A 13,119-nucleotide genomic window follows, 5' to 3' on the forward strand; every position below is an offset into this window, starting at 1 on the left:
GACGTTCCCGAGCGTCCGTTCGCGGGCAACGTCACCTTGGCGGTCACAGTCCCCGCCTGCACATCATTCGACGTCTCGACCGGCTGAGCCACCCGACACTCGGGTTTTCCCGGGGTCGTCGCCGCACACTCGGGCAACGACACGAGCCTGAGGCGCGAGCCGTAGTCACCGCCGTACGCGGCGGCAAATTCGCGATAGTCGACCCTGACATCCAGCGCCCGGCCGGCCGCCCCACCGGCGTCCGCGACGCCGAGGACCAGCCCTGTCACCCCGGCATCAGCCGCGCGGGCCTGGTCGAAGGTGTCCACCTTTACCTTCGCGGAGACCGCTGCTGCTCGTGCCTGCGCGGAACCGCCTTCCTCCGCGACGGAGACGGGGAGGTTACCGGCTTTGCAGGCTCACCGCGGTGCGGGGAGCCTCGTCGGCCGCGTTCAGGTGGACGAACGCCGACACGGTGTAGCTGCGGTCGGTGCGCAGCTCCGGCCGAGGGCCGATCACTGCGCCGTATTCGCTATCGGCGAGGCCGGTGAAGTTCGCTGCTTTCTCGTCATCGGCCTCGGTCCACGACGCAGTGCCCGTAAAGGTGGCGTCCTTCCCCGTCACTTCGTCCTTCGCAGTGGCGCCGGCGCCCTCGTCGAACGCATAGTGCGCGCGCAGGACCGACTGGTTCGCGAGAGCGGCGGCTTCGCTGGGCACGAGGACTCGTTGGTACAGCCGCACGTCGTCAACCGCGCCGGGGAAGTAGTCCACCCGAGTGCCGTTCCAGAGCGCGCCGCCGATTTGCACGTCGCCGGTCGCTGTCCACGCGCCGGCGTGCGCAGCCTCCGCTGCGAGGGCACCGTTGACGTAGAGGCGAACCCGCCCCGCGGCCTGGTCATAAGACGCTGTCAGATGCGTCCACGCACCGGTCTGCACCGATTCGTTCGAAATGGCGCGAGTATGCACGGGCCCGCCGCCGTCCACATCGGACGCGAACATCGCGAAGGACCACTTGCCGTCGGGTGAAGCTTGCAGCTGGAACCCGCTCGTCCGCTTACCGTCCTGCGAGACCGCGCACGGCCACGCGCCGATCTGGTCGAGACGCACCCAGGCCGAGACCGAGAAACTCTGGGCGGTGTCCACGACGGGACCGGAGCTCGACAAGCGGTTGCCAATGCCCAGGCTCGCGGCCTTGCCCAGATATCCGGTGGCCGAGGTGTCCACGGCTCCGGTCGCAATCAGAGAATGCTCTTGGCCGCTGGCGTCGGTCTGGTCACCATCAAGTTTCCAGTACCCTTTGAGGTTTCCGGTTAGTGGGTCACCCGCGCGCACGTACACCTGGTAGCGCACGACCGGTGAGAGATTGCCGGCGCGATCCGCCGATCTCACGAACACCGTTTGCGGGCCCTCGGTCTCCGGCGTCCACCTGAAGACCCCTGAGCCACCGAGTCGGTCAGCATTGACCCTGGTCTTCGGGTCGTCGTTCTGCTGATCGGTGACCGACCACAGGAAGTACTGTGCGTCGGGGTTGCCGTTGGCATCGACGGTGAACGACCCGGTCTGACCGATCCCACCTGCTGGGGTGTTCCCACCGCCGGGGTAATCCGTCGAGGTCACCGACGGCGAGCCGGGCGCGGTCTTGTCGACTTCGAATTCGCAGTTGCCGACCCAGATCGAGTTCGCACCGCCGTCCGAGGCGTACATGGACCAGTTGTAGACACCTTCGGCGGTCACCAGCCCGGTCGGCACGGTGACTTCGGCGTACGAGCCGGAGGGGATGTTGGCGGTGGTGGTCCACCAGATCTCACTGCTCGCGCCGAGCTTTCCCTTGTGCAGGGAGAACCTGGCGGTGAGCATGCCACCGTCGGGATCCGACACGCGCCCCCGCACCCGTGGCGTTGGCGTGAAGACGAACGGCCGAGCGTCCCCGGACGCACACGGGATCTGCCCGCCCTCCATGCCCAGGTCGGCGGGCAGGCCCGGCACCGAGTTGTAGTTGACCTCGAGCACAGGGTCGAGCGCCAGACGGCGCCAGTCGTCCTGGTCGTTCTCCGCGGCTGCCTTGACCATGAACGTCAAGCTCGTGCCACCGGTGGCCGCCGCACCGCGGACGGTGTCATTGATCGCGTTGGTCGCGACACCGGCTGCGCCGTCCGTCGGGCAGTATTTGACGTTGTTGGACTTCGTGAAGGACCCGAGGTTCGCCTGCCAGCCGGGCTGGTGGTTCCAGGTGGTGCCCCAGTCGATCGGCCCGGTCCGCCACAGTTCGGTCGGCCCGCCGCTGCACGAGTAGGAGTTCACGACCCGCATCCGCATGTCCGCGCGGTTGACGATCTTGCCCCGCATTGCGGAGACATCGAAGTCGAAGTAGGAGCGGGAGATGTAGCCGCCCTGGTAGCCGGCCTTGAGGTCGCCGAGGTCTCCGTCAGTGCGGTTGAAGTTGTGGTCATCAGGCCACGGAGCCTGGACGACGACGTGGTTGCGTTTGCCCCCGGCCCACCAATACTCGGGGTCGATCACCACGGGGAACACGCGGGCCGAGTCCGTGAGGAACTCGTAGTCCGGCCGCACGATCGTCGCCGCCGGCGTCACCTCGACGTCCATGGTCGACACCTGACCGGGCGTGGCGGGCGGATCGCCGGCCACCGCGGATCGCACTTGCGGCGCTTGCGCCGCCGAGTCCCACATCTTCGAGGCGTCACCCCGGAACACGACGTCACCATCCGGATCGACGGCCTCGATCGTTCCCGCGCTGGTCGTCCGCGGTGTTACGCCTCGAACGTGGTTGCGGAACGAGATCTCGCGCAACGCCTGATTCTTGGCCGCGTCCGCGTTCTTGACGACGAGGTGTTCGCTGAAGCCCTTCGTCGTCGCGGTCAGTGTGAGGTCGACGCCGGGGAGGACATCGGCGTACGTCGCGGCCGGCCCGTCAAGGGAGGGCTTGGGCAGGGTTCCATTCCAGCCGAGTCCGATCTCGTGCGCGCCTTCAGCCACCGCCACGAGGATTTCCCCGGAGCCACCGTCCGACAGGCGCACGTCCACGGGGGCTACCTTCGGCCCAATGGTTCCGTCAGACCGCGCCATCAGGGTGAGGTCTACCGGTTGCCATGCATCACCTCGGCGAACCCGTTGTGGCTCAAAGCTTTCCGTCCGCGTCAGCGTGCCGTCCGGGTTCGCGACGACCTCGGCGTATTCCGTCGTCTCGCTCGGGACGGCAACCTGATCACCCGTCTGCTTCGCCTCGGCAAGCGCCGCGTTCACAGCGGGAGTGTCCCCGGCAACAGCTTCCGCCGAGGCCGGAACGGGGTTGCCGGAGAGTAGCAACGCCACCAGCGCAGCAACCGGCAAGGCACGACAGAGTGAACGCACGAAGTCTCCCCCAGCTACGGCCCGGCATGCGAACCCCGGACACGATGTCGATCAGGAGATAGGTATCAACCAATCAAGCTTGTGCCAAGACGAGATAAATGAGAGGTGTGAAATTAACTGACTTCGCGATCGGGTAAATCGTCGGCAGCCAAGTTGGCGCACACCCCGCGAGCTGCCCAGTCCCGTTCAGCGAAGACCCAGCTACAGGGTCGATTCACAATGTTACACAGCCAGAGAGTGACAAGGACGACACTCTGGGCAGTATCACGCGCGTGCCAGCCGGCCTTCTTGGGCGGTTGCAGCACACCACCTCGGGCTCGACACCGGAGTCCCGCTCCGTGTTGGCCTGCTTCACCTCAGCCCGCCCGTTAGCTGCAGCACCGTTCCGCTGTCCGAGTCGGGGCATCCACCCTGTAGCGCTCGACCCGACGCTGCCAGCCAACGATCAAGCAGACCTCACGGTCGCCTCGCCCATCACCTCGGCGACCTCACCAATGACTCACTCAGCCGACAAGTCGGCACTCCCGCTGAGTACAGAGAGCACATCGATCAAGGTTAGGTAAAAGACGAATATGCTGTTCGCCATGACGACGGATCTGGGATTCGAGTGCTCCTGCTGCCACCAGCACCACGACGAGCTCCCCTTGGCCTACGGCACCTTCGCCCCGGCCTACTGGCACGACGGCCTGACCGGCCAACCCGACAGCATCCTCGGCGACGAGCAATGCGTGATCGACCGCGAGCACTTCTTCGTCAAAGCCCGCCTGATCCTGCCCACCCTCGACACCGACGACGACTTCGAATGGGGCGTGTGGATCTCGCTCAGCAAAGCCAGCTTCGCCCGCGTCACCGAACTGTGGGACAAGCCCGAACGAGTCCAGCAACCACCCTACTTCGGCTGGCTCGCCACCGAACTCCCCACCTACGAGCCGACAACCCCGAACCTCAAAACCAACCTGCACACCCAGCCCGTCGGCGTCCGGCCAATCGTGGAACTCGAGCCCACCGACCACCCACTGGCGGTCGAACAACGGACTGGCATCACCCGGGCCCGCGTCCAAGCCATCGCCGAACTGCTCCTGCACCCCACCCGGAAACCACAGCGTGAGCCCTCTGACCAGCGATCACAACGTGGGTTTAGCGAGCGTATCGGAAGGGGACTTGAACCCCCACGCCCATGACCAGCGGATCCACGGAGGAACCAATCAGAAGAATCGACGAACCCGCAGGTCAGAGAACCAAATATGTGTCCGAGGGGCGTCTTGCGCACTAACCACACGCCTGTCGCTCGGGTCGCGGACCGAACGTTTATAAGGGGAAGTCGGTGGCATGACGACGCCGACATGCGGGGCCACCGATAGTTGGTCGAAGTCGCCAACGGCGATGATCAGCTCTCGCTTCCGCCGTTCGACACATGTCCGGCCCGGTGGCGGTTGGGCGGCATCCAGCACTCAGCCCCGGCTGTTCCCCGTCCGGTTCTGCCTTGTCGGTGAGTCGCAGTAAGATCCACTGGGCATGTTCCGTCACTTGATGGAACCTAGGGTAGGGGGAGTTGGATGCTCGACACCGTGCTGCGGTCATGACCGCGCCGCGCCGCGATCTGCGGCTGATGCAGCGGCAGGCCGGCGAGCTGGACGCGCAGCTCGCGGCCGCGAGGCACACCGCGAGGTCGGCCGATCAGCTGGTCAGCGCGATAGTGACGGGCCAGGGAAAGCTGGTCGACCTGCGTATCGATGACCGGGCGCTCCACGGCACGCACGCGCAGAAGCTGGGGGTCGGCATCGTCGACGCCATCCGGAACGCGCGCAACGAGGCGCTGGCGTCGTCGTTGCCGCAGCTGAACGCGCTGTTCGGCAAACAACCGCCGCCTCCGGCGGCCACGGGCCCCGCACCGCAGCGGCAGGCGGCCGCGCCGGAACCTGCCCACTACCCGCCCGAACCGGAGGACGACCAGAACTTCGAGGAGCTCGACTTCCTGACCGACGAGCCGGAGCCGGGAGGTGGACGCTGGTGATCAGCGAAGAGCAGCTCTACAACCTCGCGAAGGAAATCGACGCGCGCGTGGCCGCGGTCGAGCAGGCCGCGAAGGCCGGGGAGAGCCTGCCGCTGGTGCACGACATCGGCGCGGGTCTCGGCACCGTGACGGTGGACGGCTCGGGCCGACTGGTCTCGGTGGACCTCAACCGTGACGCGGTTGCCGGGCACACCGGAACAAGCCTGTCCAGGCACGTCCTGCGCGCGATCAACAACGCCGAGTCGGCGGCATCGACCCGGCGCAAAACCATGGTCGAGGACGCGGCACGGGAGGCCCGTTGAACAACAGCAACTTCAATCCGCTGGGCAACGCGGCGGCAGGCTCGCGTTTCGAGGTCTACCCCGAGGCCTTGCGGGCGGCGACCGACGACGTCTTCGCCGCGCGGGAAAAGCTCGTGAAGTTCGGCATCGACGACCTGTCGCCGATGGTCCTGCGCGACGACGATGTCGGGCTGCTCGGTGTCCAGGCAGGCGTTGTCACAACCTTCAACAACGCCATCGAAGGGATCCGTGACAAGACCGGCAAGGGCGCGGTACAGCTGGAGCGTTTCGCCGAAGCAATGGACAAAGCCGCCGACTACTACGAAACCCTCGATGACGAGGACTTCAAGCAGCTGCGCGCGAAGGAAGAGGGGATGAACTGACCATGACCACATCGCCAGCCGTCCCTTCAGGCCCGACGGCACCACCGAAACCCTATCCGGAAGACGCTGACGGGAAAATTCGCAAGATCGCCGAACTCTTCGGCCGAGGCGACATCCTGCAGCTGCTGGAAGACGTCCGCAACAACCTGCTGGGCAACGCCGTCCACGTCCAGAACTTGGCCATGGAGTTCGCGAAGAACCACACCCTCGCTGATGCCGGCGACAACATCGACGAAGCTGTGCAGTCGGTGAGCGGTACCTGGAGCGGCCGCGCCGCTGACCAGTTCGCCACCTACGCGGGCAGGGTCGGAAAAGCTCTCGAAGGTCAGCAGAACGTCGTCGCCGGCATGTCCGGCATCCTCACCGACATCGCCGGCTGTGTGATCGAGACCTACAGCAAAGCCATCGAGTTCATCGGTGCATGCGCTGTCGAGCTGGGAAAGCTCGGCTACAAGACGATCATCGCAATCGTGACTTCAGAGATTCCCATTGTGGACATCTTCACGGCGAAGGACGTGCTCGACGCTGCGGTGGACGCGTTCGCTAACCTCGTCACCTCGGTCATGGGGTTGTTCGCGCAGGCCCGAACCACCTTGGGTGACTTCAGCAAGCAAGCGATCACGTTGGTGCGGAGCGACACTGATTTCCCGGATATCCCAGAGCTGCCCGGCAACTCCGGAATGGACGACGAGAAGCAGTGGCACGTGGAGCCGTCGGCGGCCCCGGCATGAGGGCATGGGCACTGGCCGGGCTCGTGGTCGTCGCAGCCGGTCTGCTCAGCGGGTGCGGGCCGGCGAAGCCGCACCGCGTGCTCTCGCAGCCTCCGGCTCCGGCGCAGACCGGTGCGCCGCTTCCGTTCAACCAGGTCGACCGGCCCGTCGACCTGGCCAAGTTCGACGCAGACCCGTGCAGCCTGCTCACCAAGGACCAGGCCGCCGCCGTCGTGGCCGACCCACCCAACGACATCCGCGCGAACGTACGGAACGGCCCACCTGATTTCGGCTGCGCCTGGACCAACCAGGGCGGTGCGCTCATCTCAGCCCTGAAGCCCTTCGACGGCCCGAAGACCCTCACCGAACTATCGGTGGACGGCCTCAAGAAGAACGGCCAACTGGACCCGTGGACCGAAACGTCGATCGCCGGCCTCCCCGCAGTCATCTACCACGTGTTCCGGAACATGGACGAGTGCTCCGTCTCCGTCCAAGTCACCGACGAGCAGATGCTCACCTTCGACATCCAAGGCAAAGACCTGCCCGGCAGCTACTGGAGCAACGACCGCTGCGGCGGACTCGCGAAGATGGCCGAATACGTGATCGGCAACCTCCGGCAAAACTGAGAGGCCGAGCAGCAAGACGTCGGCCCCGGTTGAGAAGGCTCCGCACTCCCCCGCGGGTGCGGCCGTTCGAGCGCAGATCGGCTGCTCCCGCATCATCAGGTGCCAGACCCTCGCGTTCCAGCCTGCCTGGTAACGATTGACGGCGAGGAGCGGCATGGCTGGCGATGCCAACTCGATTGCGAACATCGGTACGCCGCTCTACGCCATGCGGGCTCCAGGCGCCGAACGCGAGCCGCCGACGTGAGTGGGCTGCGCATCGCCTTCTACGGCCGGATGTCGCCCACCGAATTCCAAGATCGACACCTCGCGCGATGGCAGCGTGAAGTGTCCGAGGAGACGATCCGCAGCATGGCGTGGTACGTCAACGAAGGCTGTTCGCCTCGGCTTCCGTGGTAGGAGCGACCCGCGGCGGCGCGGGGTTGCTGGCTGACGCCGCCGCCCGGATCGCAGGTTCGATGCGATCGCCGTCGGCGAGTACGAGCGAGCGTTCTACGGCGATCAGTTCATCATCGCGAGCCGTAAAGACCTGCTCCTCGCCTGGTGACGAGTGCTGCCCACAGCGTTTGGAGGCGAGTGACAATGCGGCCATTCGGGTGCAGACCAGCGCTCGGTTCGTCATCGGTGCTGGGTAGCCGCGTTCCGCCCTCGACCCGGATCCGTCTCAAGCATCGAGGTGCACGATGTCCCGTCCTGCTCGACCAGCTACTCCGGCAGGCGCGGTGTCTCCGCGTCGGGCCGGCGCCCGGCGTCGCCTTCAATCCGTCGGAGGCCGCGGGCTGAGGTTCGCGTTCTACGGGCGGATGTCCACGGTCGAGTTCCAGGAACGGGAAACGTCGCTGGGGTGGCAGCGAGAGGCCGCCGAGGAGACGATCCGAGGGCACGGCGTGATCGTCGCGGAGTACTTCGACGAAGGATACTCACGTCGGCTGCCCTGGCGCGAACGGCCGGCCGCGGCACAGTTGATGGCAGCCGCGGAGCAACCGAACTGTTCTTTCGACGCCGTCGTGATCGGAGAGTACGAGCGAGCGTTCTACGGAGACCAGTTCGACGCCGTGCTGACCGCGCTCCGGGCGCAAGGTATCCAGCTGTGGCTCCCCGAGGCGGGCTGTCCGGTGAACCTCGACGACCCCGTGCACCAAGCGTTGATGCTTCTGCTCGGGTCCCAGTCACGTCGCGAGGTGCTACGGACCCGGCACCGAGTGCTGGCTGCGATGCACATCCAGACCCGTGTTCAAGGCAGGTTCCTCGGCGGCCGACCACCCTACGGCTACCGCCTCGCCGACGCCGGCCCACACCCGAACCGCGCCCACGCAAACTGGGGCCGCCGCATGCACCGCCTGGAACCCGATCCGGCCACCGCACCGTGGGTGCGGTGGATCTTCGAAGAACGAGCTACCGGACGTAGCGTGGCCGGCATCGCCCGGGAGCTGAACGAACGCGGCATCCCATGCCCCTCGAGCGCCGACCAGGACCGGAACCGCCACCGAACGAGGCATGAGTGGATCGTCCGGACGGTGGTCGGGATCCTCGAGAACCCTCGATACACAGGGCGCCAGGTGTGGAACCGGCACGGCGCCAGAACGGTCGCTCCTACCCACCAGCGTGCGCCAGTCCGACCGGCGGCACGAGGTCGGGCCGAGTCGGAAAAGCTGACACACCCAGCGCTCGTGGACGAAGCGACCTTCCTGGCGATTCAGGGCATGCGCGCAACCCGACCCACCAAGTACGGCGGCACCAGGACGTACGTGCTGGCAGGACTCGTGCAATGCCAGCTGTGCGGGCGCCGGCTGGACTCGCACTGGGTCAACGGCCGACCCGGCTACCGCTGCCGGCACGGTCACACCAGCGCCCGCAACCGCCCACCAGAACTCGCCAAAAACGTCTACGTCCGCGAAGACCACCTACTCAACGACCTTAGCGCGCGATTCGCCGAGACTGCAGGTGACGATGCGGCCGCGATCGCCGACTACCTGAGATCGAACGACCTAACGATCATATATGGCGGCCCGACACGAGAAGTCAAGGCATGCAGCCCACAATGCGGGCTTGCCACGATAGCCGAGACCGCCGGAGGGAGCTGCCGTTACTCTGACCTGGCTTCGACGCGCAGATCTATGGGGTAATTGAGTGTCCGAGATCTTGCACGCTAACCACACGCCTGCAACTACCTGGCTGAGTAGAGCTCCGCGATTACCAGACCGACGTCCGGCTGGCGGGTCTGCCCAGGCTTCAGTTGACACGCGGGGTTGGTGATTTCAGGCCGCTGCTGCGGCGGTGTAGATGGTCTCAAACTCAATGGGGGTGAGCTTGCCCAGGCCTCGTTGACGGCGTTTGCGGTGGTATTTCGTCTCGATCCAGGTGACGATGGCCAGGCGGAGTTCGTCGCGGGTCGGCCACCGTCGGGTGTCGAGAACGTTCTTTTGCAGCAGGGAAAAGAACGATTCCATGGCGGCGTTGTCGCCGCAGGCGCCGACCCGGCCCATCGATCCGGCCAGCCCGTGGGCGCGCAGCAGGCGCCGGTAGCTTGTGGATCGGAACTGGGCGCCCCGGTCGGAGTGCACGATGACGCCGCGCGGGTTACGGAGTGCGATCGCGTTACGCAGCGCGGCCACCGCGAGTGACGATCTCATGTGGGAGCCGATCGAGTACCCCACTATCTTGTTGGAGTAGCAGTCCTTGACCGCACACAGATACAGCTTGCCCTCGCCGGTGGGGTGCTCGGTGATGTCGGTCAGCCACTTGGTGTTCGGCGCGCCGGCCGTGAAGTCCCGGCGCACGAGGTTGTCGTGCACTGGCGGACCCGCCCTGCGGGACAGGGCCTTTTCCTCGCGTGCGAAGAAAAAATCCGTTGGAGTGAACAGATCCGCCACACCCGGTTCTCCGAGGCGGTGAAGCCGCGCTGGGCGAGTTCGTCGGCGATGAACCGGTACCCGTCGGCGGGGTCGCCGGCGTGGATGTCGAGTGCGGCGTCGATCAGATGCGCGTCGTCCCAGTCCCGCTGCGACACCGGATCAGATCGCCATTGGTAGAAGGCTTGCCGGGAGATCCCCAGCACCCTGCACGTCACCGCGACCGACACCCGCATGGGGGCGCCGGCCGCGGCCAGGTCACGGACGAGCGGGAAGGCTATTTTCCCGGCAGATTGCCCTGCGCCAGATAGGCGGCCGCCTTGCGCAGCACCTCGTTCTCCTGCTCCAGCAACCGGTTACGCTTACGCAGTTCCCGCAGCTCAGCGGACTCATCCCGGGTCGCCCCGGGCCGGTTGCCGTCCTCCACGTCAGCGGCCCGCAGCCAGTTGGCCAGACACGACTCGGAGATCCCGAAATCCTTCGCGACCTGCTTCAACGGGGCCTCGCCCCGACGGGCCACGGCGACGACATCCTCACGAAACTGACGGGGGTAGGGCTTGGGCACGACGACATCCTTCCAAGCGAGACCGAAGCCTCACACATCAGGTGTCAACCAAACCCTGGGCAAACCCCACCAGCCAAGCCCGAGCACGTACCAGCCACTACCGACGACGCGGCCATCACGAAGTGTCGTTGCAGTACTAAGACGTCGGGATCGCGGAAGCTGCCGTCCACGACGTCCTTCGCCCCGGAGTACTCGTAGACGGCCTCGCCGACCTTCGCGAGGCCATGGCCAACGCCGCTCCAAAAGCTGGCCCAGCCTGATTGATGGTCATCGTCGGATCCGCCGCGCGACCCACCGCCTGATGCATCGAACTCAGATAATCTTAGCAAAATGCCTGACGTCACCAAGGGCATCTTCAGCATAACCGCCAAGCACTGGGTCGCCCAATAGACCCTCCAGGGTGACGACTAGTCGACGGGCAGGCCCTGAGTCCATGCTGGTCGGGGAGGGCGGGACGCGAATACGTCGAAGATACCTCAGGCAGGCGTTGCCTGGTCACTCCTATCCGCCTGAGCGGTGGTGTGCGTTGCGGCGTCCGGTTCGTGGGTGTCGGCGGGCGGCCACCAGATGAGGCCGATGTCGGCGACCACGGTGTCGAAGATCGGGGTCGTCACGTCACGGGCAGGTGGGTGTGTGGTCATGGCGCCCGCACCACGTCGATGATCATTTCGGACCGCACCCACTCCGGCTCGGCGTCGCCTGCCCGTCCGTCGGCCTGTACCGGCACCCACGTGCAGCTGGTGGAAGGGTCGAGGACCGGTGAGCCGGCCACCACGCCCTGCCGGCACAGCTGCCGCGCCCCCCAGGCGCGTTCCCCCAGCAGGTAGGTCACTCGATGACCGACCGCCGGCGGCTCGGCCTGGCGGGGGTCATTCATCGCATCGCTCATCACGCCGCCCCCCATCCCCGTGGCCGCCGTCGGCGGCAGACCTGGATCCCCGTCGCTTCACGATAAGTCGTGGCGAGGCACTCGTGCTGTCATCGCCCTATCACACAAAAGGGTGGCGTTGACCAGGTCACGTCGGCGGGACTGGCGGCACCAAGGCCTGGTTGGTGGTGCTGTCGTTGTCGTCGGTGCGGCGCAGGAGGGCGAGCAGATACCCGTGGGCGGCGATGAGATCGGAGCGGGCCGGGTCGTCGCGCATGCCGAGGGCATGCTGCTGGGCCTGGGCGAGCAGAGCCGGAACCTGCGGTGCGTGGGTGCGCAGCAGCAGGTGGGCACGGGCGGTGGTGTCGGCGAGGACGGTCATCATGACGGGAATCTCGGCGGTGCCAGGCGCCACGGCCAGCACCGCGGTGAGCATCTTGATCTGGGCTGCCAGAACACCCAGCCACCCGCCGTCCGGCTCGGCGGCGGCCTGCGGTGGCGTGCGTGGGCTCGTGCTCACGTAGGTCCCCTCTCCAAAACGTCAGGAAACGCTGGTGCCGCGGCGAAGAAACGCGGAGCCGACACCCACATGACGTCGCCAAGAGCCACATCCCCCACCCGGGGGGAGACACATTCACCACGGGCACGAGAGAGTCGACCAGTTAAGCAGGCGGCCCACCAACCCGGAACCGAACGACAACGCGCTGGACCGACGCCGCTGCGTAGCAGCGCGGCTCTTGCGCGACATGCGGGGGCAGCCCAGCTCAGGTGCGGACGAGGTCGCCGCCGCCATCGTCGGCCTTGCCTCACGACACGAACGGGTGACGTTAACCAGGCCACAGCGACAGAACTGGCTGCTCATCCGTGGTGAGGCGGTACCTCGCCCAGTGGGCGGTGAACTGATCAGCGCCATTCGGAAATTTATCTTTTACGATGTGGCGCATGTCAGCGACGTCCGGAGCCCGGCGTATTCCCCGGTGCAGCCCCCATGCGACGGTGCAGACCTACAACGCATCGCATCCGGACGCGCCGATGCCGGTCAGCCCTGATGCCCGCAACATGTTGCGGAGCTTCACCTGCGCCGGGGCCGGGTTGACGGACGACCTGACCGCCAGCGAGAAGATCCACACGCTGGACTTCCTGCCCGGCGGTGCCCCCGGACCGGGCGAGGCGGACCGGGTCGGCACGGTCGTCGCGACCCGCTGGGGCGACCCGCCCTACCTCGTGCTCGCCGAGAACGTGTCACTGCGCACGGCCTGGGAGGCCATCGTCGCGCGGTGGCCATCGGACCTCTCCGCCGCCGTCGAGGCGCTGCGGAATCTGACTGACAGGGCTGTCTCGAACAGCCGGTAGTCATGGGCTGTGGCCAATGAAAGTCATCAATCGCCTACGGGCGCTGCCGCGCTGGCTCGTCGGCGGACGTTCGGTCGAACAGCATCCCACCCCGGACCGGGTCACACCGGGCTCCGTCCGCG

The 13,119-nt window shown here is 66.3% G+C and carries 13 protein-coding genes and 1 pseudogene; 8 read left to right on the forward strand and 6 right to left on the reverse strand.

The features are described from left to right. Positions 1-381: 381 nt before the first annotated feature. On the reverse strand, positions 382-3,240 hold the full coding sequence (locus ACFY1H_RS42270; RefSeq protein ID WP_386955813.1) for a LamG-like jellyroll fold domain-containing protein: 2,859 nt from the start codon (positions 3,238-3,240) through the stop codon (positions 382-384). 692 nt (positions 3,241-3,932) lie between these two features. On the opposite strand from ACFY1H_RS42270, the gene ACFY1H_RS42275 reads away from it, so the two are divergent. The 6 genes from ACFY1H_RS42275 to ACFY1H_RS42300 all read left to right on the forward strand — a co-directional run bounded on the left by ACFY1H_RS42275 (position 3,933) and on the right by ACFY1H_RS42300 (position 7,362). Continuing rightward, positions 3,933-4,529, forward strand: coding sequence for a DUF2199 domain-containing protein (locus ACFY1H_RS42275; protein ID WP_386955814.1), 597 nt, complete (start codon positions 3,933-3,935; stop codon positions 4,527-4,529). A gap of 398 nt (positions 4,530-4,927) precedes the next feature. Continuing rightward, a complete protein-coding gene (locus ACFY1H_RS42280) occupies positions 4,928-5,362 on the forward strand; it encodes a YbaB/EbfC family nucleoid-associated protein (protein WP_386955815.1) in 435 nt (144 codons plus the stop codon). Beyond that, positions 5,359-5,664 (forward strand): YbaB/EbfC family nucleoid-associated protein, encoded by a 306-nt coding sequence (locus ACFY1H_RS42285; RefSeq protein WP_386955816.1) that lies wholly within the window; start codon positions 5,359-5,361, stop codon positions 5,662-5,664. The genes ACFY1H_RS42280 and ACFY1H_RS42285 overlap by 4 nt, the downstream gene beginning before the upstream one ends. Continuing rightward, the gene (locus ACFY1H_RS42290) at positions 5,661-6,026 is read left to right on the forward strand and encodes a hypothetical protein (protein ID WP_366585137.1); all 366 of its coding nucleotides are present in this window, start codon (positions 5,661-5,663) and stop codon (positions 6,024-6,026) included. Before ACFY1H_RS42285 ends, ACFY1H_RS42290 begins: the two co-directional genes overlap by 4 nt. A gap of 2 nt (positions 6,027-6,028) precedes the next feature. After that, the gene (locus ACFY1H_RS42295; RefSeq protein WP_386955817.1) at positions 6,029-6,757 is read left to right on the forward strand and encodes a WXG100 family type VII secretion target; all 729 of its coding nucleotides are present in this window, start codon (positions 6,029-6,031) and stop codon (positions 6,755-6,757) included. After that, entirely contained in the window at positions 6,754-7,362 is a 609-nt protein-coding gene (locus ACFY1H_RS42300) for a DUF3558 domain-containing protein (RefSeq protein WP_366585133.1), read from the forward strand. Before ACFY1H_RS42295 ends, ACFY1H_RS42300 begins: the two co-directional genes overlap by 4 nt. A 361-nt stretch (positions 7,363-7,723) precedes the next feature. On the opposite strand, the gene ACFY1H_RS42305 is transcribed toward ACFY1H_RS42300, so the two are convergent. Further along, the gene (locus ACFY1H_RS42305) at positions 7,724-7,981 is read right to left on the reverse strand and encodes a hypothetical protein (protein ID WP_386955818.1); all 258 of its coding nucleotides are present in this window, start codon (positions 7,979-7,981) and stop codon (positions 7,724-7,726) included. A 100-nt stretch (positions 7,982-8,081) separates the two neighbouring features. Between ACFY1H_RS42305 and ACFY1H_RS42310 the strand changes: the two genes are divergently transcribed. Further along, positions 8,082-9,485 carry a recombinase family protein gene (locus ACFY1H_RS42310; RefSeq protein WP_386955858.1) on the forward strand — a complete coding sequence of 468 codons (1,404 nt, stop codon included), beginning with the start codon at positions 8,082-8,084 and terminating at the stop codon, positions 9,483-9,485. Positions 9,486-9,617: 132 nt separating this feature from the next. Here the strand turns inward: ACFY1H_RS42310 and ACFY1H_RS42315 are convergent. From ACFY1H_RS42315 to ACFY1H_RS42330, 4 genes and pseudogenes are all read right to left on the reverse strand, one after another. Beyond that, positions 9,618-10,776: pseudogene (locus ACFY1H_RS42315) on the reverse strand (IS3 family transposase). 476 nt (positions 10,777-11,252) lie between these two features. Further along, positions 11,253-11,417: a hypothetical protein gene (locus tag ACFY1H_RS42320; RefSeq protein ID WP_386955819.1), complete on the reverse strand. Its 165-nt coding sequence runs from the start codon at positions 11,415-11,417 to the stop codon at positions 11,253-11,255. Beyond that, positions 11,414-11,653, reverse strand: a complete 240-nt coding sequence (locus tag ACFY1H_RS42325; protein WP_386955820.1) for a hypothetical protein — start codon at positions 11,651-11,653, stop codon at positions 11,414-11,416. The genes ACFY1H_RS42320 and ACFY1H_RS42325 overlap by 4 nt, the downstream gene beginning before the upstream one ends. 139 nt (positions 11,654-11,792) lie before the next feature. Beyond that, positions 11,793-12,164, reverse strand: a complete 372-nt coding sequence (locus ACFY1H_RS42330; protein ID WP_386955821.1) for a hypothetical protein — start codon at positions 12,162-12,164, stop codon at positions 11,793-11,795. A gap of 476 nt (positions 12,165-12,640) precedes the next feature. Here ACFY1H_RS42330 and ACFY1H_RS42335 point away from each other — a divergent pair, with 476 nt between their 5' ends. Then, a complete protein-coding gene (locus ACFY1H_RS42335; RefSeq protein ID WP_386955822.1) occupies positions 12,641-12,997 on the forward strand; it encodes a hypothetical protein in 357 nt (118 codons plus the stop codon). Positions 12,998-13,119 lie beyond the last annotated feature (122 nt).

The sequence above is a fragment of the Amycolatopsis sp. NPDC001319 genome, assembly GCF_042896185.1.
Classification (GTDB): Bacteria; Actinomycetota; Actinomycetes; order Mycobacteriales; family Pseudonocardiaceae; genus Amycolatopsis.

Coding starts and splice junctions, on each gene's coding strand:
- ACFY1H_RS42275 (WP_386955814.1), top strand. CDS start 3,933: ATGACGACGGATCTGGGATTCGAGTGCTCCTGCTGCCACCAGCACCAC.
- ACFY1H_RS42280 (WP_386955815.1), top strand. CDS start 4,928: ATGACCGCGCCGCGCCGCGATCTGCGGCTGATGCAGCGGCAGGCCGGC.
- ACFY1H_RS42295 (WP_386955817.1), top strand. CDS start 6,029: ATGACCACATCGCCAGCCGTCCCTTCAGGCCCGACGGCACCACCGAAA.
- ACFY1H_RS42300 (WP_366585133.1), top strand. CDS start 6,754: ATGAGGGCATGGGCACTGGCCGGGCTCGTGGTCGTCGCAGCCGGTCTG.
- ACFY1H_RS42305 (WP_386955818.1), bottom strand. CDS start 7,981: ATGACGAACCGAGCGCTGGTCTGCACCCGAATGGCCGCATTGTCACTC.
- ACFY1H_RS42320 (WP_386955819.1), bottom strand. CDS start 11,417: ATGACCACACACCCACCTGCCCGTGACGTGACGACCCCGATCTTCGAC.
- ACFY1H_RS42325 (WP_386955820.1), bottom strand. CDS start 11,653: ATGAATGACCCCCGCCAGGCCGAGCCGCCGGCGGTCGGTCATCGAGTG.